This window comes from Streptomyces flaveolus, assembly GCF_014648815.1.
Lineage (GTDB): Bacteria > Actinomycetota > Actinomycetes > Streptomycetales > Streptomycetaceae > Streptomyces > Streptomyces flaveolus.
Genome location: NZ_BMRV01000002.1, coordinates 765,588 through 785,413, shown reverse-complemented (window position 1 = coordinate 785,413; position 19,826 = coordinate 765,588). Strand labels below are relative to the sequence as shown.

21 protein-coding genes and 2 tRNA genes are annotated in these 19,826 nt (G+C 71.8%); 18 read left to right on the top strand and 5 right to left on the bottom strand.

What is annotated here, in order from left to right; translation table 11 throughout:
• The first annotated feature begins 2 nt into the window (after positions 1-2).
• From IEZ05_RS07540 to IEZ05_RS07505, 8 genes are all read left to right on the top strand, one after another.
• Positions 3-755, top strand: coding sequence for a NuoI/complex I 23 kDa subunit family protein (locus IEZ05_RS07540; protein WP_189229194.1), 753 nt, complete (start codon positions 3-5; stop codon positions 753-755).
• On the top strand, positions 752-1,408 hold the full coding sequence (locus IEZ05_RS07535) for an NADH-quinone oxidoreductase subunit J family protein (RefSeq protein ID WP_189229193.1): 657 nt from the start codon (positions 752-754) through the stop codon (positions 1,406-1,408). Before IEZ05_RS07540 ends, IEZ05_RS07535 begins: the two co-directional genes overlap by 4 nt.
• Positions 1,408-1,797, top strand: a complete 390-nt coding sequence (gene nuoK, locus IEZ05_RS07530) for an NADH-quinone oxidoreductase subunit NuoK (RefSeq protein WP_189229192.1) — start codon at positions 1,408-1,410, stop codon at positions 1,795-1,797. Before IEZ05_RS07535 ends, nuoK begins: the two co-directional genes overlap by 1 nt.
• Positions 1,794-3,788 (top strand): NADH-quinone oxidoreductase subunit 5 family protein, encoded by a 1,995-nt coding sequence (locus IEZ05_RS07525; RefSeq protein WP_189229191.1) that lies wholly within the window; start codon positions 1,794-1,796, stop codon positions 3,786-3,788. Before nuoK ends, IEZ05_RS07525 begins: the two co-directional genes overlap by 4 nt.
• 6 nt (positions 3,789-3,794) lie before the next feature.
• A complete protein-coding gene (locus IEZ05_RS07520; RefSeq protein ID WP_189229190.1) occupies positions 3,795-5,369 on the top strand; it encodes a complex I subunit 4 family protein in 1,575 nt (524 codons plus the stop codon).
• A complete protein-coding gene (locus IEZ05_RS07515; protein WP_189229189.1) occupies positions 5,366-6,901 on the top strand; it encodes an NADH-quinone oxidoreductase subunit N in 1,536 nt (511 codons plus the stop codon). The genes IEZ05_RS07520 and IEZ05_RS07515 overlap by 4 nt, the downstream gene beginning before the upstream one ends.
• A gap of 263 nt (positions 6,902-7,164) precedes the next feature.
• Positions 7,165-8,028, top strand: a complete 864-nt coding sequence (gene htpX / locus IEZ05_RS07510; RefSeq protein ID WP_189229188.1) for a zinc metalloprotease HtpX — start codon at positions 7,165-7,167, stop codon at positions 8,026-8,028.
• A complete protein-coding gene (locus IEZ05_RS07505) occupies positions 8,025-8,441 on the top strand; it encodes a YccF domain-containing protein (protein ID WP_189229187.1) in 417 nt (138 codons plus the stop codon). Before htpX ends, IEZ05_RS07505 begins: the two co-directional genes overlap by 4 nt.
• 290 nt (positions 8,442-8,731) lie before the next feature.
• Here IEZ05_RS07505 and IEZ05_RS07500 read toward each other — a convergent pair whose 3' ends face one another.
• Positions 8,732-9,979, bottom strand: a complete 1,248-nt coding sequence (locus IEZ05_RS07500) for an APC family permease (RefSeq protein WP_189229186.1) — start codon at positions 9,977-9,979, stop codon at positions 8,732-8,734.
• 140 nt (positions 9,980-10,119) lie between these two features.
• On the opposite strand from IEZ05_RS07500, the gene IEZ05_RS07495 reads away from it, so the two are divergent.
• The gene (locus tag IEZ05_RS07495) at positions 10,120-10,386 is read left to right on the top strand and encodes a GlsB/YeaQ/YmgE family stress response membrane protein (protein WP_189229185.1); all 267 of its coding nucleotides are present in this window, start codon (positions 10,120-10,122) and stop codon (positions 10,384-10,386) included.
• A gap of 119 nt (positions 10,387-10,505) precedes the next feature.
• Here IEZ05_RS07495 and IEZ05_RS07490 read toward each other — a convergent pair whose 3' ends face one another.
• Both IEZ05_RS07490 and IEZ05_RS07485 read right to left on the bottom strand, forming a co-directional pair.
• Positions 10,506-10,994, bottom strand: a complete 489-nt coding sequence (locus tag IEZ05_RS07490) for a YajQ family cyclic di-GMP-binding protein (RefSeq protein WP_189229184.1) — start codon at positions 10,992-10,994, stop codon at positions 10,506-10,508.
• 362 nt (positions 10,995-11,356) lie between these two features.
• Complete coding sequence (locus IEZ05_RS07485; protein WP_189229183.1) at positions 11,357-11,791, bottom strand: ester cyclase; 435 nt, start codon at positions 11,789-11,791, stop codon at positions 11,357-11,359.
• Between the two features lie 370 nt (positions 11,792-12,161).
• On the opposite strand from IEZ05_RS07485, the gene IEZ05_RS07480 reads away from it, so the two are divergent.
• Positions 12,162-12,374 (top strand): hypothetical protein, encoded by a 213-nt coding sequence (locus IEZ05_RS07480; protein ID WP_189229182.1) that lies wholly within the window; start codon positions 12,162-12,164, stop codon positions 12,372-12,374.
• A gap of 12 nt (positions 12,375-12,386) precedes the next feature.
• On the opposite strand, the gene IEZ05_RS07475 is transcribed toward IEZ05_RS07480, so the two are convergent.
• On the bottom strand, positions 12,387-13,043 hold the full coding sequence (locus IEZ05_RS07475) for an NAD(P)H-binding protein (RefSeq protein WP_189229181.1): 657 nt from the start codon (positions 13,041-13,043) through the stop codon (positions 12,387-12,389).
• 147 nt (positions 13,044-13,190) lie between these two features.
• Entirely contained in the window at positions 13,191-14,483 is a 1,293-nt protein-coding gene (locus tag IEZ05_RS07470) for an amidohydrolase family protein (protein ID WP_189229180.1), read from the bottom strand.
• Between the two features lie 282 nt (positions 14,484-14,765).
• Between IEZ05_RS07470 and IEZ05_RS07465 the strand changes: the two genes are divergently transcribed.
• The 8 genes from IEZ05_RS07465 (at position 14,766) to IEZ05_RS07430 (ending at position 19,689) form a co-directional block, all read left to right on the top strand.
• Positions 14,766-14,838: transfer RNA gene (locus IEZ05_RS07465), tRNA-Thr, on the top strand.
• Positions 14,839-14,884: 46 nt separating this feature from the next.
• Positions 14,885-14,957: transfer RNA gene (locus IEZ05_RS07460), tRNA-Met, on the top strand.
• Positions 14,958-15,046: 89 nt separating this feature from the next.
• The gene (gene rpmG / locus IEZ05_RS07455) at positions 15,047-15,211 is read left to right on the top strand and encodes a 50S ribosomal protein L33 (protein ID WP_003948671.1); all 165 of its coding nucleotides are present in this window, start codon (positions 15,047-15,049) and stop codon (positions 15,209-15,211) included.
• Between the two features lie 119 nt (positions 15,212-15,330).
• Complete coding sequence (locus IEZ05_RS07450; RefSeq protein WP_189229179.1) at positions 15,331-15,783, top strand: MaoC family dehydratase N-terminal domain-containing protein; 453 nt, start codon at positions 15,331-15,333, stop codon at positions 15,781-15,783.
• A gap of 8 nt (positions 15,784-15,791) precedes the next feature.
• Positions 15,792-16,244: a MaoC family dehydratase gene (locus tag IEZ05_RS07445; protein ID WP_189229235.1), complete on the top strand. Its 453-nt coding sequence runs from the start codon at positions 15,792-15,794 to the stop codon at positions 16,242-16,244.
• A gap of 112 nt (positions 16,245-16,356) precedes the next feature.
• The gene (locus tag IEZ05_RS07440; RefSeq protein WP_189229178.1) at positions 16,357-16,944 is read left to right on the top strand and encodes a TetR/AcrR family transcriptional regulator; all 588 of its coding nucleotides are present in this window, start codon (positions 16,357-16,359) and stop codon (positions 16,942-16,944) included.
• A 105-nt stretch (positions 16,945-17,049) separates the two neighbouring features.
• Positions 17,050-18,519 (top strand): MFS transporter, encoded by a 1,470-nt coding sequence (locus tag IEZ05_RS07435; RefSeq protein ID WP_189229177.1) that lies wholly within the window; start codon positions 17,050-17,052, stop codon positions 18,517-18,519.
• 114 nt (positions 18,520-18,633) lie between these two features.
• Positions 18,634-19,689: a UDP-N-acetylmuramate dehydrogenase gene (locus IEZ05_RS07430; protein ID WP_189229176.1), complete on the top strand. Its 1,056-nt coding sequence runs from the start codon at positions 18,634-18,636 to the stop codon at positions 19,687-19,689.
• The last annotated feature ends 137 nt before the right edge of the window (positions 19,690-19,826 follow it).

Genomic DNA, 19,826 nt, shown 5'->3' with positions numbered 1-19,826 from the left:
CCATGTCCCCCGTCCCCGGCTCCGGCCTGGCCAAGGGCCTGGCCGTCACCCTCCGCACGATGACGAGGAAGACCGTCACCCAGCAGTACCCGGACACCCAGCCCGACCTCCCGCCCCGCACCCGCGGCGTGATCGGCCTGTTCGAGGAGAACTGCACGGTCTGCATGCTGTGCGCCCGCGAGTGCCCCGACTGGTGCATCTACATCGACTCCCACAAGGAGACGGTGCCGGCGGCCACGCCCGGCGGCCGCGAACGCAGCCGCAACGTCCTCGACCGCTTCGCCATCGACTTCTCCCTGTGCATGTACTGCGGTATCTGCATCGAGGTCTGTCCTTTCGACGCGCTGTTCTGGTCCCCGGAGTTCGAGTACTCCGAGACGGACATCCGCGACCTCACCCACGAGCGCGACAAGCTCCGCGAGTGGATGTGGACGGTCCCGGCCCCGCCCGCCCTCGACCCCGGCGCGGAGGAACCGAAGGAACTCGCCGCCGCCCGCAAGACCGCCGACAAACTGGCCGCCCAGCAGGAGGCCGCCCAGCAGGAGGCCGCCCAGCAGGGCGCGGCCGAGGCGACCGGGCCGACCGAAGCGCACGCCGACGAGCAGGCCCGCGCCGCCGAGCAGCCCACCCGCCCGATGGGCGACTCCAAGCAGCAGACGGACCAGCCGAGGCCGGACCGGCCGGGGCCCGGGCAGCCGGGTCCGGGCCGGCCGGAGCCGGACCAGCCGCGACCGGGCCAGGAGGGCCGGGAATGACCCTCGCAGCGACCGCCGTCCGCCTCGCGGCGACGGACCCGACGACCGCGACCACGGCCGCCGGTTCCCACGGCTTCCTGTCCCCGACCGGCGTCGAGATCGCCTTCCTCCTCGTCGGCCTCGTCACCTTCGGCGCCGCCGTCGTCACCGTCACGACCCGGCAGCTCGTCCACGCCGCCCTGTGGCTGGTGGTGGCACTCGGCGGCCTCGCCGTCGAGTACCTCCTGCTCACCGCCGAGTTCATCGCCTGGGTGCAGGTCCTCATCTACGTCGGTTCCGTCGTCGTCCTCATCCTGTTCGGTCTGATGCTCACCCGAGCCCCGATCGGCCGTTCCCCGGACGCCGACTCCGGCAACCGCTGGGCCGCCCTCACCGTGGCCGTCGCCGCCGCGGCGGCCCTGGTGTGGGTCGTCGTCGACGCCTTCCGGACCACGTGGATCGACCTGGACGGCCCGGCCGCCGGCTCCACCGCCGTGACGGGAGCGAGCCTCTTCCAGAACTGGGTCCTCCCCTTCGAGGCCCTCTCCGTCCTCCTCCTCGCCGCCCTGGTCGGCGCGATCGTCCTGTCCCGCAAGGCCAAGGCGGACCGAGCGGCCGACGCGGCCACCCCGACCACCACCCCGAACGGTGCCGACGAGGGCGGTGTCCGCTGATGCACCTCGCCTATCCCGCCGTCCTGTCCGCCCTCCTGTTCTGCACGGGTCTGTACGGAGTCCTCGCCCGCCGCAACGCGATCCTGGTCCTGATGTCGGTCGAGCTGATGCTCAACGCCGTCAACCTCAACCTGGTCGCCTTCGACGTCTGGCTCAGCAAGGCCGCCGAGGAGACCCTGCACTCCGGTCAGGCCCTGACCCTGTTCACCATCGCCATCGCCGCCGCCGAGATCGGCATCGGCCTGGCGATCGTGCTCGCCGTCCACCGCAACCGCGGCACCGCGGACATCGACCGGCTCCGCGACACCGCCGAGGGCCACGAGCCCGACGGCCCCGACACCGATGCCCCCGCGACCGGGACGGCCGAGAAGGCTGAGGCCACCGCGTGACCACGACCACCCTCGCCGTACTCGTCCCCCTCCTGCCCTTCCTGGGCGCGGCCGCCGGCCTGCTCCTCGGCCGCACCGCACCCGGCTTCGTCCGCCCGCTCGCCGTCCTGCCCACCCTGGCGGCCCTCGTCCTCGCCGTACTGGTCGCCGCGCGCCAGGGCGGTGGCCAGGCCGTGGACGCCGCCACGGAACTGACGCCCACCGGCTCGGTCCCCATCGAGCTCGCCCTCGACATCGACGGCTTCGCCGCCCTCGTGGCCGTCCTGGTCGGCTGCGTCGCCACCTGCGTACAGCTCTACTCGACGGGCTATCTGCGCGACGACCCGCGCTACCCCTCGTACGCCGCGCTCGTCTCCCTGTTCACCTCCGCCATGTTCCTCGTCGTCTACTCCGGCGACCTGATGGTGCTGCTGGTCGGCTGGGAGGTCATGGGCATCTGCTCGTACTTCCTGGTCGGCCACTACTGGGAGACCCCGGAGGCGCGCGCCGCCTCCCTCAAGGCCTTCCTGGTGACCAAGCTCGGTGACGTCCCCTTCCTCATCGGCCTGCTCGCGCTGGCCACCGAGACCGGCTCCTTCCGCATCAGCAAGATCCTCGGCGCGGTGGCGAGCGGCTCGATCGACCATCCGACCCTGATCGCCCTGCTGCTCCTGGCCGGTGTGGCGGGCAAGTCGGCGCAGTTCCCGCTGCACACCTGGCTCCCCGACGCGATGGCGGGCCCGACACCCGTCTCCGCTCTCATCCACGCCGCGACGATGGTCGCCGCCGGTGTCTACTTCATCGCCCGGCTCCTTCCGCTCTTCCAGGCCTCACAGGCCGCGATGGTCGTCCTCGCCGTCATGGCCGCCGTCACGATGGTCGGCTCGGCGCTCGCCGCGCTCGCCCAGGACGACATCAAGCGCGTCCTCGCCTACTCGACCATCGGCCAGCTCGGCTACATGACCGGCGCACTCGCCGCCGGCGACCGTGGTGCCGCCGTCTTCCACCTCCTCACGCACGGCGCCTTCAAGGCACTGCTCTTCCTCGCCGCCGGCGTGATCATCCACGCCGCCGGCACCAACTCGCTGGCCGCCATGTCCCGCATGCGCGACCTGCGCGCCCGCGTCCCGGACGCCTACTGGACGATGACCGTGGCGCTGCTCGCGCTCGCCGCGATCCCCCCGTTCAGCGGCTTCTTCTCCAAGGAGTCCGTCCTCGTCGTCGCCGAGCACGTCGCCACCGGCCACACCGAGCACGCACCCGGCGCCGCGGGCTGGACCGTCCTGGTCGCCGGCCTGATCACCGCCCTGCTCACCGCCGCCTACGCGACCCGCCTGTGGCTGCTGGCCTTCCGCGGCCGGGGCACCGAGGCCCCCGACCACGGCAGGCAGCCGTTGGTCATGAACGCCGTGCTCTGGGTGCTCGCCATCCCCTCCCTCGCCCTAGGCGGACTCGCCTTCCGCCTGCTGCCCGACTGGTTCGACGGCACCGACCTGACCCCGACCCTCACCACCTCCGTGCTCGGCACCGGTGTGGCCCTGGTCGGCGGCATCGTCACCTACGCGGCCTGGCGGCACACCACGGCGCTCGCCGCCCCCGTCCCGCTGGGCGCGGTCGCCGCCCACCCCGATGCCGACGCCGGCCAGGTCGAGGCCGAGGCCATCGCCAGCCACACGCCCGCCTACGGCAACGTGGCCTCCGCACCCGACCCGTCCGACCCCGGACGGCTGCTGCTCGGTCCGCTGCACCGCCACGCGGCCGTCGGCTTTCACCTGGACGCCGTGTACACGGCCCTCTTCGTCCGCCCGGTCCAGGCCGGCGCGAGCCTCGTCCGGTTCCTCGACCGCGAGGTCGTCGACACCTACGTACGCGGGGCGGGCACCCTGCCCCGCTGGCTCGGGGCCGCCGTCCGCCGCGCCCAGACCGGCAATGTGCAGACCTATGTGAGCGCGCTGCTCGCCGGCACCGTCGTCCTCGCGGTCGCCGCCGTCCTCGTCGCCACGGGAGCGTGAGCAGGCGTGATCGATATCAACGAGTCCGTGATGCAGTTCCTTCTGGCGTTCGTCGTCGTCGGCCCGCTCCTGGGCGCCGCCGCGGCTCTCCTGCCGGCCCCGCCCGGACTGAAGGGCAAGTCGCCCGAGCAGGCGGTCCTGAGGCACGGCGTCACCGTGACCGGCGCCGTCCTCCTCGCCGCGATCGTCCTCGTGCTCGGCTTCGACCACGGCCGTCCGTCGAAGATGCAGGCCAGCACGGACATCAGCTGGATCCCCGCACTCGACGTGCGCATCCACCTCGGCATCGACGGCATCTCTCTCCCCCTGCTGGTCCTGACCGCGCTGCTGACCTTCCTGTGCGCGCTCTACTCGTACTTCAAGCTGCCCGCGGGCCCGAGCCCGAAGGCCTTCGTCGCACTGGTGCTCGTCCTCGAGTCCGGCACCCTCGCCACCTTCGCCGTCCTCGACCTGATCCTGTTCTTCCTCGCCTTCGAGATGGTCCTCGTCCCGATGTACTTCCTCATCGCCCGCTGGGGCGGCGAAGGGCGGGCCCAGGCCGCCTGGAAGTTCATCCTCTACACGCTGCTCGGCTCGGTCGTCATGCTGCTCGGCCTGCTCCTGATCGGAATCAGGGCGGGCACATTCGACATGGTGGCACTCGCCACTGACAACGGCCGGTCGCTGACCACATCCGTGCAGGTCATCGCCGTTCTTGCGATCGGTGTCGGGCTCGCGGTGAAGACGCCGATGTGGCCGCTGCACAGCTGGCTGCCCGACGCCCACACCGCCGCCCCGACCGTCGGCTCGGTGCTGCTGGCCGGCGTCCTGCTCAAGATGGGCACGTACGGGTTCGTCCGCATCCTCCTCCCGGTCGCCCCGGACGGTTTCCGCACCTTCGCGCCCTATCTCGCCGCCTTCGCCGTCGTAGGGATCATCTACGGCTCCCTGGCCTGCCTGGCCCTCGCCAAGCGGGGTGCGAAGGGCGACCTCAAGCGCCTCATCGCCTACTCCTCCGTCGGCCACATGGGCTTCGTGCTGCTCGGCATCGCGACCATGACCCCGACCGGCGTCAACGGCGCCCTGTTCGCCAACATCGCCCACGGCCTCATCACCGGCCTGCTCTTCTTCGTGGTCGGCGCCCTGAAGGACCGCACCGGCACCACCGACCTCGACACCCTCGCCGAGGAGTCCGGCGCCGCCCTGTACGGCAAGGCGCCCCGCCTCGGCGGCCTGCTCGCCTTCGCCGCGGTCGCCTCGCTCGGCCTGCCGGGCCTGGCCGGATTCTGGGGCGAGATGCTGGCCCTGTTCGGCGCCTTCGATCCCCACGCCGACCTCAGCCGCCCCGCCTTCCTCACCTTCATGGCGATCGCCGCGTTCGGCACCCTGCTGACCGCCGCGTACATGCTGATCGTGGTGCGCCGCGTCTGCATGGGCGCCGTCCCGCGGGAATCCCCGAAGCTCACCGACGTACGCACGTACGAGTTCGCCGCCTGGACTCCGCTCGTCGCCCTCACCGTCGTCGCCGGGCTGTGGCCCAAGACCCTGCTCGGGCTGACCGACCCGGCCGTGCAGCAGCTCCTCTCAGGAGGCACCCGATGAGCTCCCTGGCCCAGCCACTGGCCGAGCCCCTGGCGCAGAACCTCGTCCAGTCCGTGGACTGGCTCGCCATCGCGCCGCCCACCATGGCGGCGGTCGTCGGGCTGGTCGTCCTCGTCGCCGACCTGTTCGTCGCGGACGCCCGCAAGGCGCTGCTCGGCTGGGTCGCGGTCGCCGGACTCGCCGCCTCCGCGCTCCTGCTGCTGCCCCTCGTGGGCGACGACCGCTCCACGTTCTGCCTCACCGGCGACGCGGACGTGTGCAGCTACACCGCGGACACCTTCACCCTCGCCCTCCAGTTCCTGGTCCTCGGCGGCGCACTCCTGGCCGCCCTGCTCTCGGTCACCGCCGTGAAGGACGCCGACCGGGGACTGCCCGAGGGCGAGTTCTGGTTCCTGCTGCTCTCCTCGGCGGCCGGCGCCGCCCTCCTGCCCGCCTCCCGCGACCTCGCGACCCTCGTCGTCGCCCTGGAGGTCGCTTCTCTGCCCGCCTTCGCCCTGGTCGGCCTCCGGCACGGCGACCGGCGCTCCTCCGAGGCCGCGCTGAAGTTCTTCCTGTCCTCGGTCACCGCGACCGCGGTCAGCCTCATGGGCATCAGCTTCCTGTACGCCTCCACCGGCACCCTGTACCTCACCCAGGTGGCCGACCGCGTCCAGCACGTCGACGGGCAGCTCACCACGCTCACCCAGACCGGCGTCGTCCTCACCCTCGTCGGCTTCGCCTTCAAGACGGCCGCCGTGCCCTTCCACTTCTGGGTGCCCGACACCTACGTGGGCGCGCCGCTCCCGATCGCCGCCTACCTGTCCGTCGTCGGCAAGGCGGTCGGCTTCTCCGGCCTGATCCTCGTCACGGTCGTCGCCCTCCCGTCCTACGCCGACGCCTGGGGCCCGGCCCTCGCGGTACTGGCCGCGCTCACCATGACCGTCGGCAACGTCGGAGCCCTGCGCCAGCAGGCCACGCGCGCGTACAGCGCGGTACGCCTGCTCGCCTGGTCGTCCGTCGGCCAGGCCGGCTACCTCCTGGTGCCGATCGCCGCCGCCGGGTACTCCGACGACCCCGAACGGTCGATCGGGTCCACCGTCGCCTACGCCCTCATGTACGCCGCCGTGAACCTCGGCGCTTTCGCGGTGGCCGCACTGGTGGGCCGTACCAGGGCCCTCAACCGCGTCGCCGACTACCGCGGCCTGTACGCGGCCAATCCGCTGACCGCCCTGCTCCTGGCGTTCTTCCTGCTCTGCCTCGCCGGACTGCCGCCCGGCATCATCGGGCTCTTCGCCAAGGTCACCGTCTTCTCCGCGGCCGTCGACGCGGGCCTCGGCTGGCTGGCCGTCGTCATGGCCGCCAACGTCGTCATCGCGCTGTTCTACTACCTCCAGTGGACGGCCCTGCTGTTCCGCGCGCCCGAGGGGGAGGCCGTGCGACACGGCCTCCCCGCCCCGCTCACGGCCGCGATCACCGCCACCGCCGTCCTCGCCGTCGCCCTGTCCGGAGCGCCCCAGCTGATCCTTCGCTTCGCCGGTACCGGGCTCTTCTGAGCGGCAGCCGAGTATCGGCACGCGCGCGTGGGGCACTCGGCCCCCACGCGCGCGTGCCGCATACCGGGCCGTCACCCGTACGGACCACGCGCGCAGCCGTGTCCGCCGGGGAACTGGCGGCCGTCGCCTGGCGTTGACCAGTACGGAAGGGTCCACTGGACGTGACATCACGACCCCAGGGGCATCGGAGACCAGGAAGCAACCACAGCGAGCGAGACAAGCAAGCGAAGGGTTCCCCTGCCGCACGACTTGGAGGGCGTACCGTGCACCGCCGGCACAACGGGCTCAGGACCGCAGTACTCCTCGGGGGACTGTCCGCGCTCATCATCCTCATCGGCAGCTTCTTCGGCCGAGCGGGCCTCGTCGTCGCCGTCCTCGTCGCCCTGGGCACGAACGCGTACGCCTACTGGAACAGCGACCAACTGGCCCTGCGCGCCATGCGCGCCCGCCCGGTGAGCGAGTTCGAGGCCCCGGCGCTGTACCGCATGGTCCGGGACCTCTCCACCCAGGCCCGCCAGCCCATGCCCCGCCTGTACATCTCCCCGACGGAGGCCCCGAACGCCTTCGCGACCGGCCGCAATCCGCGCAACGCCGCCGTGTGCTGCACGGAGGGCATCCTGCGCCTGCTCGACGAGCGCGAGCTGCGCGGTGTCATCGGCCACGAGCTCAGTCACGTCTACAACCGCGACATCCTGATCTCGTCGGTCGCCGGCGCCCTTGCCTCCGTGATCATGTTCCTGGTCAACTTCGCCTGGCTGATCCCGATCGGGCGGTCGAACGACGACGACGGCCCCGGCCTCCTGGGCATGCTGCTCATCATGCTCCTCGGCCCGCTGGCCGCCAGCCTCATCCAACTGGCGATCAGCCGTTCCAGGGAGTACGAGGCCGACGCCTCAGGGGCCCAGCTCACCGGCGATCCGCTGGCCCTCGCGGGAGCGCTGCGCAAGCTCGACGCCGGTACCAAACAACTGCCGCTGCCGCCGGAGCCCCGGATCGAGACGGCCAGCCACATGATGATCGCCAACCCGTTCCGCCCGGGACAGGGGCTGTCGAAGATGTTCTCCACCCACCCGCCGATGGCGGAGCGAATCGCCCGGCTCGAGAAGATGGCAGGTCGTCAGCAATGAAGACCATCCTCAACGTCATATGGCTCGTCCTCAGCGGCTTCTGGCTGTTTCTCGGCTACCTGGCCGCAGGCGTGCTGCTCTGCATCACCATCATCGGCATCCCGTTCGGCATCGCGGCGTTCCGCATCGGCGTCTACGCCCTGTGGCCCTTCGGATACACGGCGGTCGAGCGCCGCGACGCGGGAGCGGCCTCCTGCATCGGCAACGTGCTGTGGCTGGTCCTCGCCGGCTGGTGGCTGGCCATCGGCCACATCGTCACCGGCATCGCCCTGTGCGTCACGATCATCGGGATCCCGCTCGGCGTCGCCAACTTCAAGCTGATCCCGGTCTCGCTGCTCCCGCTGGGACGCGAGATCGTGCGCACGGACCAGCCGTTCACGGCCACCGCCGGCACCCAGAGGAACGGCTGGTAGACCCGGACAGGGCCGGGATGGGCCGCCGTTTCTCCACAAGTGCCAGGTTGTCCACAGGCCCGAGCGAAGGCCGGCTGCGGCTCGCATCATGAACCCATGACCGCGAACGAGCAGTTGCCGGCCCGAGCGAGGGCCAAGGCCCGCAACACCCACCCGCAGGGCCGGAATTCCCTCCCCGAGCCCCCCGCCGACAGGACGACGCCGACGCGAACCAAGGGCGGGACACGGCCCCGTGGGCCCACATTCCCGGGCCTACGGCGAACCGGTCCACGCGGGTCCGCGACGACGGCTCACCGCGGAGCCGGCCGCCCCCGCACCGCGTACGCCACCACACCCACGGCCAGCACCCCCACGCCCACGATCACCGAAACCACCGGCAGGGAGAACGCCAGCACCGCGCACCCGACCAGCCCCAGCGCCGGCACGATCCGCGCCGCCGTCGGCACCGGGTCCAGCGTCCAGGCCGACGCGTTGGCCACCGCGTAGTACGCCAGTACGCCGAAGGAGGAGAACCCGATCGCGCCCCGCACGTCCACCGTGGCGGCGAGGACGGCGACCGCCGCGCCCACGGCCAGCTCGGCCCGGTGCGGTACCTGGTACCGCGGGTGCACCGCGGCCAGCGCCCCGGGCAGGTGACGGTCCCGGGCCATGGCCAGGGTCGTCCGCGAAACGCCCAGGATCAGGGCGAGCAGCGAGCCCAGCGCGGCGACGGCCGCACCCGCCCGCACGACCGGCGCCAGTTCCGGCACGCCCGCCGCCCGGACCGCGTCGGCCAGCGGCGCGGTCGTCCCACCGAGGTCCGCCGGACCCAGCACGGAAAGGACGGCCAACGCGACACACCCGTACACGGCCAGCGTGATGCCCAGAGCCAGCGGAATCGCGCGGGGAATGGTGCGCGCCGGATCCCGTACCTCCTCGCCGAGGGTGGCGATCCGGGCGTACCCCGCGAAGGCGAAGAACAGCAGCCCGGCCGCCTGCAGTACTCCGCCGGCACCACCCGACAGTCCGATGTCCAGGCGCCCGGCGCCGGACCGTCCCGACCCCAGGCACACCACCACCACGGAAGCGAGGACCGCCAGGACCACCGCCACGATCACCCGCGTCAGCCAGGCGGACTTCTGCATGCCGCCGTAGTTCACCGCGGTCAGCGCCACCACGGCCGCGACCGCCACCGCGTGCGCCTGCCCCGGCCAGACGTACGCGCCCACGGTGAGTGCCATGGCGGCGCAGGAGGCCGTCTTGCCGACGACGAACGACCAGCCGGCCAGATACCCCCAGAACTCCCCGAGCCGCTCGCGTCCGTACACGTACGTGCCGCCCGAGGCCGGGTACCGGGCGGCCAGCCGTGCCGACGACGTGGCGTTGCAGTAGGCCACCACGGCGGCCACGGCGAGGGCGGGCAGCAGCCCCGACCCGGCGGCGTGCGCCGCGGGCGCCAGGGCGGCGAAGATCCCGGCACCGACCATGGAACCGAGCCCCACGACCACCGCGTCCCCCAGGCCCAAGGTGCGCCGCAGTTCCGAACCCGCAGGTGTCATGGGCCGCACCCTACTGATCCACGCAACCACCGGGAGCGGCCGGAACGTCCTCCTCACCAAGAAGACATGAACACACGCGGAGGTACGAGCCCACAGCGCTCGGACAGCGCGGGCACAGCGAGAAGGGGCAGGGTCACGGCATGACCGTCATCGGCTGGATCATCCTGGGACTGTTGGCCGGAGCCATCGCCAAGTTCCTGCTGCCGGGCCGCGACCCGGGCGGCTTCATCGGCACGACCGTCATCGGCATCGCGGGCGCGTTCATCGGCGGCTGGATATCGGCCCGCTGGCTGGACCACCCGATCAGCAAGGACTTCTACGACGGCGCCACCTGGGCGGCGGCGATCGGCGGCTCGCTGGTCCTCCTGATCGCCTACCGCATTCTGTTCGGCAACTCGCGCGACTGAACCCGCCCGGCCCGGGAGGGCAGCGAAAGGGTGGGCACCAGGGGCGCGGCGCCCACCCTTCGTCGTACCCGGCTGTCGTGCGCGACCGGCTCAGCGGAACGCCGCCGGCGTCCGGCAGGTCACCGGTAGTTGACGAACTGCAGCGCGAAGTCGAAGTCCTTGCCCTTGAGCAGCGCGATCACGGTCTGCAGGTCGTCGCGGCTCTTGGAGCTGACCCGCAGCTCGTCGCCCTGGACCTGGGCCTTCACGCCCTTGGGGCCCTCGTCGCGGATGATCTTCGCCACCTTCTTCGCGTTGTCCTGGGAGATGCCCTCCTCGATCGACGCGAAGATCTTGTACTCCTTGCCGGAGAGCTGGGGCTCACCCGCGTCCAGAGCCTTCAGCGAGATGCCCCGCTTGATCAGCTTGGACTGGAAGACGTCGAGGACAGCGCTCACCCGGTCCTCGGAGTTGGCCTCCATGAGGATCTTGTCCCCGGACCACGAGATCGAGGCGCCCACGCCCTTGAAGTCGTAGCGCTGGGAGATCTCCTTGGCGGCCTGGTTGAGGGCGTTGTCGACCTCCTGCCGCTCGACCTTCGAGACGATGTCGAAACTGGAGTCGGCCATGTCCTGTGGCTCCTTGTATCTGGGTGCGTGTCGGGCCGCGTATCGGGTCCGTACCGGCATACGTGGGCGGCCGCCGAGCCCGGCAGGGGTTCTCGGCCGCATCCGGACAAGCCTAGCCACCCCCCGCGCTCGGGGTGGAGATCAATCGGGTGGCGAAGCACCCCTCCCTATCGGGTATTGTTTACGTCGTTGCCACGGAGCGCCGCCGCAAGACGGTTCGAAGGGCAGCAAACCTTGGCGGTGTGGCTCAGCCTTCCCAGGTTCGAATCCTGGCGCCGCCACAAGACCGAAAGGGTCTGTGAACAGCAGCAATGCTGATCACAGACCCTTTCGGCGTTCGCGTGGACGCGAGCCGTTGCGGGCTATTCCGGTGTGCCGCCGGGTGTCGGGAGGACATCGAGCTGCTGGAGGAAGCCGAGGAGGTCCTTGTCCGACCACTTCTCGGCGAGCCTGCCGTTCTCGATGCGGTGCACGACCGTCGCCGTCATCGTGAGCTGGTTGCCGGTGGCGGGGATGCCGGGGAGGTCCCTCTCGTGGACGCCGCGGGCCGTCAGCCGGGTCACCACCTTGTCGCCCTCCGCGATCTGGTCCTCGATCTCGTGGACTCCGGGAGTGGCCTCCCAGAAGACGCGGAACGCCTGCTTGAGCCCCTCACGACCGGAGCCGAGCCCCGGAAACGGTGGCGGTGAGTGGTCCCGGTAGTCCTCGGCCACGAGATCGTCCATGGCGTCGATGTTGCCCTTGTCGATCTCCGCGTAGAAGCGGCGGACCAACCTCTTGTTCTCTTCGGTCGACACGGGACTCCTCTGCGCGCGCTCTGCGCCGCCGGGACCGGCGCACCCAACCGGCAGCATCACCCCCGGCCGCCGGGGCGCCACCGCCGCCGCGCTGGGCTTCCGGGCGGGATCACCCGGAAGCAGCCATGCCCGTAGCCGGCGGCGGGGCGAGTGTCGTGCGGCGCCGCACGACGTGCCGTGCCGACGCAACGGGCCCAGCAAGGCGCCGGACGAGAACAGGCGGCAGTCGCGAGGCAGCAACTGCGCGACCACTCGCAGGAATTGTCCGACCCGGTGCGGCTGAGCACGAAAGGACCAGGCACAGTCCACCGGTCGGGACGCCCCCCGGTCGTCCCAACGGCCCCGGGCCCGCGCGTCCTACGCTGGGACCATGTCGTCGCGTCGCAGGACCTGCCCCGAGTGCCGTCGGGAGATCGCCGTCGTCGCCGGGCGTTTCGCACGGCACGATCCGCCCGGGGCGCGGGCCGCCGGGGAACTCGTGTCCTGCCCCGGCTCCCGGCGGTTCGCCGAGGCGGACGCCGCCCAGCCCACGCTGGACGGTTATGCCGTCCCCGAGTTCCCCGGGCAACTGCCTCTGTTCTGAGGGGCCCTCAGTTCAGTTCCCGGCCACCGACTTCACCGCGACCGACACCGGCGCCGAGCCGCTGATCAGCTCGAGGGTCAGACCGGCCGTCGCCGGGGTGTCGACGAGTTCCGCCAGTACGGCGGCCACGTCGTCCCGCGGGACGGGGCCGCGGCCGGTGTGTGCCTCCAGGCGCACGAGGCCGGTGCCGGCGTCGTCCGTCAGTTGGCCGGGGCGCAGGATCGTCCAGTCCAGGGCGTCCTGAGCGCGCACGTACGCGTCGGCCTCGCCCTTGGCGCGCAGGTACGCGTCGAAGATCTCGTCCCCCGTGTGCGCCGGGTCGGCGCCCATGGACGACACGATCACGTAGCGCCGCACGCCCGCCCGGACGGCGGCGTCCGCGAAGAGGACCGCCGCCGCCTTGTCCACCGTGTCCTTGCGGGCCGCCCCGCTGCCCGGTCCCGCGCCCGCCGCGAAGACCGCCGCGTCCGCGCCCCGAAGCCGCTCCGCGACCTCCTCGACCGAGGCCGACTCCAGGTCCAGCACGACCGGTTCGGCACCGGCCGCGCGCAGATCCTCGGACTGCTCGGCCTTGCGGATGATGCCCGCCACCTCGTCGCCGCGCGCGGCGAGCAAGCGCTCCAGCCGCAGCGCGATCTGACCATGACCACCAGCGATGACAATGCGCATGTCTTCGACCGTACGCCCCGACGGCCGCCCGCGCCGCACGGCTTCGGCCGCTCCCGGCGCGCCCCACGGACCTCACACCGACGTCCCCCGGCTCCCGTGGCCCCCTCCTCGAAGACCCCCGCTGCTCAGCCGGCCCGTCCCCACCCCTCAGGCCGGCCCCCACCCATCGGGCCGCTCCCCGCGCCCCTGCCGCGGTAGCCCCAGCTCCGTCGAGGTCGTCGAGTCGCCGTACTCCCGCACCGCGCTCGTCCGGGCCACCACCCGGCCCCGGTGCACCACGATCCGGCCGTAGGCCAGCGACAGCGCGCCCGCGAGCCGGTCCCCGCGCACCGCGAGGAGTTCAGCCGGGAAGCCCGCCTCCACCCGCACCTCGGGCAGCCCCAGCGTGGCCCGTGCCACGCCGCTCACCGCGTCGTAGGCGTCCTCGGGCCGCAGCCCGTGGCGTGAGGCCAGCAGGTACGCCGCCTCCAGCGGGTCGCCGCGCCCGACCGGGTTGGACACGTCCCGCAGCGCCCCGCTCCCGGCGGCGACCCGAACCCCCGCGGCCCGCAGCAGCCGTACCGGAGCGGTGCCTTCGCGGCGATCGGCGCCCCCGTCACCGCCGTGGGCGCAGGGCCCCTGCGGCAGGCACAGCACGGCGACCCCGGCCGCCGCCAGCTGGTCCGCGGCCCGGGAGGCCACGTCGGCGGGCAGCCGGCCCAGGCCGTCGCAGGGCCCGACGGTCACTCCGGGACGCAGCCCGCCGGCCATCGCCGCCAGCCGGGCCAGCCGCGCCGGGTCGGCGGCGTCCGTGTGCAGGTCGACGGGGCAGCCGTGCTCGGCGGCGACCTCCAGGACCGCCTCCACGTACCCCGCCGGATCGGGGTCCAGGTCCGGGCACCCGCCCACCACGTCCGCGCCCATCTTGACCGCGTCCCGCAGCATCGCCAGCCCGTCGGCCCCGGCCACCCCGGTCAGCACCCTCGGCATGGCCACCGTCGTCAGCTCGGCCAGCCCGCGCAGCGTGCGCCGCGCCCGCAATACGGCGATCAGGCCGCCCAGCCCCGGAACGTCGCCCACCCGCACATGGGCCCGCAGCGCGGTCGCCCCGTGCCCCAGCTGGAGCAGAGCGGCCTCCGTGACCCGGCGCTGGACGTCCTCGGGCTCGTGGGAGACCGGGCCGGGGACGTCGGCCGTGAGTGCCGTGTCGCCGTGGGCGTGGGGTTCGGCGGGGGCGGGCAGGAGCAGGTACCCGGTGAGGTCCACCCGGGCGCCGGGCCCGGACGGGCGGGTCGCCGTCAGGCTGCCGGCCGTGCCGACCGCCTCGATGCGCCCGCCGTGCAGCCGTACGTCCACGGTCCGGCCGTCGGTGAGCCGTGCCCCCGACAGCAGCAGTGAACCGTGGCCGGCCGGGCCCGAGGGGAAGGGCGAGTGGGGTGGCTGCGGCTGGCTGTCGGGCATCGCACTCCTCTGGGCTCGGGACTGCGCAGTGGGGAACGCAAGATCACGCAGAGTGCGGTCGAGCCTAGGACGGTGATCTGCCCGTGGCGCGGAGGAGCGCAATAGTCGTACCGGTGCGGGCCGCGCCGCGCGGGGCGGTGCACGCGGCGGCCGGATCCGCGCCCGCGGCCCCTTCGGGACGGTGCGCGTGGGGCTTCAGGGTGCCCCGGGGACGGGACGGGGCAGGGTCGGCGAAACGGATTTGGGCGAACGGCGGGCGACCGTGTAATGTCTTCATCGCTCGCCCCAATAGCTCAGTCGGCAGAGCGTCTCCATGGTAAGGAGAAGGTCAACGGTTCGATTCCGTTTTGGGGCTCTGGTGTGAGAGGTTCCCGCCGCAAGGCGGGGCCCGATCGCATCACAGCGGTGTAGCTCAGTCGGTAGAGCAAGCGGCTCATAATCGCTGTGTCACCGGTTCAAGTCCGGTCACCGCTACTTCTGGTAGCCGATTGCGGGGTCGGTCCTTCAATCGGCTACTCTTTCCTGCGTTAATACCATCAATCCGTTCGTCAAGGAGCACTCACGTGGCTGCCACCGACGTCCGCCCGAAGATCACGCTGGCCTGCGTGGAGTGCAAGGAGCGGAACTACATCACCAAGAAGAACCGGCGTAACAACCCGGACCGACTGGAGATGAAGAAGCACTGCCCGCGTTGCAACGCGCACACCGCGCACCGCGAAACGCGATAAATCAGGCTCGTACGCGAGGCCGTCCCCGTAGTTTGGGGACGGCCTCGCGTCGTTGTGTCCGGCGGTAGCCGCAGAGACAGCAGCAGTAGTCGCAGACAGCAGCAGGAGGTTGCGAGCCCATGGCGCTCGACCAGTCGTTCGTGGGGCGGACCTATACGCCCACCGCGCCCTACGAGGTGGGCCGGGAGAAGATCCGCGAGTTCGCGGAGGCGGTGGGGGACGCCAGTCCGGCGTACACGGACGCGGAGGCGGCGAAGGCGCTCGGCCATCCGGATGTGATCGCTCCGCCGACCTTCGTGTTCTCCATCACGTTCAAGGCCGCGGGCCAGGTCATAGAGGACCCGCAGCTCGGCCTGGACTACAGCCGGGTGGTGCACGGAGACCAGAAGTTCGCCTACGTCCGCCCGGTGCGGGCCGGTGACCGGCTCACGGTCACCTCCACCATCGAGGCGATCAAGTCGATGGCCGGCAACGACATACTGGACATCCGCGGCGAGGTCCACGACGAGGCCGGCGAGCACGTCGTGACCGCCTGGACCAAGCTCGTGGCCCGCGCGGCCGAGGAGGCGTGAGCATCCCCATGACGCAGCCCCAGACGCATCCCGCGACGGCGAAGGTCGCGTACAGCGAGGTCGAGGTCGGCACCGAGCTGCCCGCGCAGAGCTTCCCAGTGACCCGCGCCACGCTCGTGCGCTACGCGGGTGCCTCCGGTGACTTCAACCCGATCCACTGGAACGAGAAGTTCGCCAAGGAGGTCGGTCTGCCGGACGTGATCGCACACGGCATGTTCACCATGGCGGAGGCGATCCGCGTGGTGACCGACTGGACCGGCGACCCGGGCTCGGTCGTCGAGTACGGCGTCCGCTTCACCCGGCCCGTCGTCGTCCCGAACGACGACCAGGGTGCCGTGATCGAGGTCAGCGGCAAGGTCGCGGCCAAGCTCGACGACAACACCGTCCGCGTCGACCTCACGGCCACCAGCGCCGGCCAGAAGGTCCTCGGCATGTCCCGCGCGGTCGTACGACTCGCCTGACGGCCCGCCGTGTGTCCGGTGAGGGGGCGTCCTCCCTGGAGGGCGCCCCCTGCCGTTGACGGGCACCGAACGGGGCTTGACGTAGTTAGTGATTGAGTACTAACTTACAGGCATGGTCAGAATGAGCGCGGAAGAGCGGCGTGAGAGCGTCATCCGGGCGGCGATGAGCGAGTTCGCGCGGGGCGGCTACTACGGCACGTCCACGGAAGCCATCGCCAAGCGGGTGGGCGTCTCCCAGCCGTACCTCTTCCGGCTCTTCCCGAGCAAGAAGGCGATCTTCCTGGCGGTGGCCGAACGCTGCCTCCAGGACATGCGCCGGGTCTTCGAGTCGGCGTCCGAGGGGCTGCACGGCGAAGAGGCCCTCGCGTCCATGGCCGAGGCCTACACCCGCCTGATCAGCGAGCAGCCCGAGCGGCTCCAGATGCAGTTGCAGGTGTACGTCACGGTCGCGGCGGCCGAGGCGGAGGGCGACCACGAGTTCGGCGAGATGGTCCGCAACGGCTGGATGGAGCTCTGGGACGCCGTTCACCTGCCCCTCGGCGGCGACATCGAGGAGACGGCGAACTTCATGGCGTACGGCATGCTCATCAACACCCTGGCCGGCATGGGCTTCCCGCCGGAGCACCGGGTCTGGGGCGGCTTCCACACCAAGCCGCACCGCACCAGTGCGCAGGGCCGGCAGGCGCAGGAGACCGTGTAGGGGCTTTGCGGCGGTCCCGCGACGGGTCCTTCCGCACGTCCTCGAAAGTTAGTCAGTAATCACTAATCGAACCATCGCAAGCAGTGCACACCCTCTGGGGGAGAGATGTCACAGCAGAACGCGCGCCGCGGGTCAGCAGCCTGGGCCCTCGTCATCACCAGCGTCGCCGGTTTCATGGCGGCCCTGGACAATCTCGTCGTCACCACCGCTCTGCCCTCCATCCGCGAGGACCTGGGCGGGGCGCTGCACGACCTGGAATGGACCGTCAGCGCCTACACGCTCACCTTCGCGGTGCTGCTGATGTTCGGCGCGGCCCTCGGTGACCGCTTCGGCCGCCGCAGGCTCTTCGTGATCGGGCTCGCCGTCTTCACCGGTGCCTCCGCCGCCGCGGCCATGGCGCCCGGAATCGACTCCCTCATCGCCGCCCGAGCGGTCCAGGGCGTCGGCGCGGCGATCATGATGCCGCTGACACTGACCCTGCTGACGGCCGCCGTGCCCGCCGAACGGCGCGGGATGGCGTACGGCATCTGGGGAGCCGTCAACGGGCTCGCCGTGGCCTCCGGACCGCTGGTCGGCGGCAGCCTCACCGAGCACATCTCGTGGCAGTGGATCTTCTGGCTGAACGTCCCTCTGGGCCTGGCCCTGCTGCCGCTCGCCCGTCTCCGCCTCGCCGAGTCGCGCGGCACCGGCGCACCGCTCGACCTCCCCGGCACGCTGCTCGCCAGCGGCGGACTCTTCGGCGTCGTCTACGGTCTGGTCCGCGGTCCGGTGGACGGCTGGACCGGCGCCGTGGTGCTGACCGCCCTGCTCGCCGGGGCCGCGCTGCTGGCCGGCTTCGTCCTCTACAGCACCCGCGCCAATAACCCGATGCTCCCGATGCGGCTGTTCCGCTCCCGGGCCTTCGCCGGCATCAACGCGGCGAGCCTGCTGATGTTCCTGGGGATGTTCGGCTCGATCTTCCTGCTCAGCCAGTACATGCAGGGCGTGCTCGGCTACTCGCCCACCGAGGCCGGCCTGCGCATGCTGCCCTGGACCGGCATGCCCATGCTGGTCGCGCCGATCGCCGGCATCCTCTCGGACCGGATCGGAGGACGCCCGGTCGTCGCCACCGGACTCTTCCTCCAGGCGGCCGGCCTCGGCTACCTCGCCTCCGTGATCACGGCCGACGCCAGCTACGCCGCCCAGCTGCCCGGTCTGATCATCAGTGGAATCGGCATGGCCCTGTTCTTCGCCCCCGCCTCCGCCCTGGTGATGTCCAGCGTCCTCCCGAAGGAGCAGGGCATCGCCTCCGGGGCCAACAACGCCCTGCGCGAGGTGGGCGGCGCGCTCGGCATCGCGGTCATGGCCTCGATCTTCGCGGCGCAGGGCGGTTACGAGTCCGGGCAGTCCTTCGTCGACGGACTGCGGCCCGCAGTCGCGGTGGGCGCCGCAGTGGTGGCCCTCGGCGGCGTCGCGGCCCTGCTGATCCCGGCCCGCCGCCGCGACGACCAGGTGCTCACGGACGGTCCCGCGTCCGAGCCGGCCCCCACCGCGGAGAAGTCGCTCGCCGCGACGGGGGAGCTGGCGTCGCACTGACCGGCTAGTCCACCGGGACCCGTTCCCGGTGAACCCTGAGAAGCGCCCCGGCCGACCGGTCGGGGCGCTTCCCGTTGCGCCGAGCCGTCGGTGCCGTCTCGTAGTCTTGAGCCCGTGCAGGAACTCCACGACGCCCCCCTCGCCCCGCTGACCACCTTCCGGCTGGGCGGACCCGCGACCCGGCTGATCACGGCCACCACCGACGCCGAGGTGATCGCCGCCGTCCGCGAGGCCGACGACACCGGCACCCCGCTGCTGCTCATCGGCGGCGGCTCCAACCTGGTCATCGGCGACAAGGGCTTCGACGGCACCGCCCTGCACATCGCCACGCGCGGCCTCTCGCTCGACGGCACGACGCTGGAGCTCGCGGCCGGCGAGGTGTGGACCGATGCCGTCGCCCGCACCGTCGAGGCCGGGCTCGCCGGTATCGAGTGCCTGGCCGGCATCCCCGGCTCGGCGGGCGCCACCCCCATCCAGAACGTGGGGGCGTACGGCCAGGAGGTCTCCGCGACGATCACCGAGGTGATCGCGTACGACCGCAGGAACCGTGAGACGGTCGCCCTCGCCAACGCCGACTGCGCCTTCGCGTACCGCCACAGCCGCTTCAAGGCGGAACCCGACCGGTACGTCGTCCTGCGCGTCCGCTTCGCGCTGGAGGACGCCGGGGGGCTCTCGGCCCCCCTGCGCTACGCCGAGACGGCCCGAGCCCTCGGTGTCGAACCCGGCGGCCGGGTGCCGCTGGCCGACGCCCGCTCGACCGTGTTGAAGCTGCGCGCCGGGAAGGGCATGGTCCTGGATCCCGAGGACCACGACACCTGGTCGGCCGGGTCGTTCTTCACCAACCCGATCCTGACCGACGAGGAGTTCGCGGCCTTCCGTGCGCGTGTGGACGAGCGGCTCGGGGGTGGCGTCGAGCCGCCCGCCTTCCCGGCGGGGGAGGGACGTGTGAAGACGTCCGCGGCCTGGCTGATCGACAAGGCGGGCTTCACCAAGGGGTACGGCAACGGGCCCGCGCGCATCTCCACCAAGCACACGCTCGCCCTCACCAATCGCGGCGAGGCGACGACGGAGGATCTGCTCGCCCTGGCCCGCGAGGTCGTGGCCGGCGTGCACGAGGCGTTCGGCGTCACGCTCGTCAACGAGCCGGTGACGGTGGGCGTCAGCCTCTAGCGGGCGACGTCGGGGCGCGGGGGTGCGTCGGGTGGCCCGGCGCTGCCGGGGTGCCGCTGCGCCCACCCGCGCCGCCCCAGCGGCACGACTGCCCGCAGCTACGACGGCATGGGCAGCGGCCCCCGGCTGCGGCGCCC

Bases quoted from the DNA above. Each gene is read 5' to 3' on its own strand.
- IEZ05_RS07540 (WP_189229194.1), top strand. From the start codon at position 3: ATGTCCCCCGTCCCCGGCTCCGGCCTGGCCAAGGGCCTGGCCGTCACC.
- IEZ05_RS07535 (WP_189229193.1), top strand. From the start codon at position 752: ATGACCCTCGCAGCGACCGCCGTCCGCCTCGCGGCGACGGACCCGACG.
- nuoK (WP_189229192.1), top strand. From the start codon at position 1,408: ATGCACCTCGCCTATCCCGCCGTCCTGTCCGCCCTCCTGTTCTGCACG.
- IEZ05_RS07515 (WP_189229189.1), top strand. From the start codon at position 5,366: ATGAGCTCCCTGGCCCAGCCACTGGCCGAGCCCCTGGCGCAGAACCTC.
- IEZ05_RS07505 (WP_189229187.1), top strand. From the start codon at position 8,025: ATGAAGACCATCCTCAACGTCATATGGCTCGTCCTCAGCGGCTTCTGG.
- IEZ05_RS07500 (WP_189229186.1), bottom strand. From the start codon at position 9,979: ATGACACCTGCGGGTTCGGAACTGCGGCGCACCTTGGGCCTGGGGGAC.
- IEZ05_RS07495 (WP_189229185.1), top strand. From the start codon at position 10,120: ATGACCGTCATCGGCTGGATCATCCTGGGACTGTTGGCCGGAGCCATC.
- IEZ05_RS07490 (WP_189229184.1), bottom strand. From the start codon at position 10,994: ATGGCCGACTCCAGTTTCGACATCGTCTCGAAGGTCGAGCGGCAGGAG.
- IEZ05_RS07480 (WP_189229182.1), top strand. From the start codon at position 12,162: ATGTCGTCGCGTCGCAGGACCTGCCCCGAGTGCCGTCGGGAGATCGCC.
- IEZ05_RS07475 (WP_189229181.1), bottom strand. From the start codon at position 13,043: ATGCGCATTGTCATCGCTGGTGGTCATGGTCAGATCGCGCTGCGGCTG.
- IEZ05_RS07470 (WP_189229180.1), bottom strand. From the start codon at position 14,483: ATGCCCGACAGCCAGCCGCAGCCACCCCACTCGCCCTTCCCCTCGGGC.
- IEZ05_RS07450 (WP_189229179.1), top strand. From the start codon at position 15,331: ATGGCGCTCGACCAGTCGTTCGTGGGGCGGACCTATACGCCCACCGCG.
- IEZ05_RS07445 (WP_189229235.1), top strand. From the start codon at position 15,792: ATGACGCAGCCCCAGACGCATCCCGCGACGGCGAAGGTCGCGTACAGC.
- IEZ05_RS07440 (WP_189229178.1), top strand. From the start codon at position 16,357: ATGGTCAGAATGAGCGCGGAAGAGCGGCGTGAGAGCGTCATCCGGGCG.
- IEZ05_RS07435 (WP_189229177.1), top strand. From the start codon at position 17,050: ATGTCACAGCAGAACGCGCGCCGCGGGTCAGCAGCCTGGGCCCTCGTC.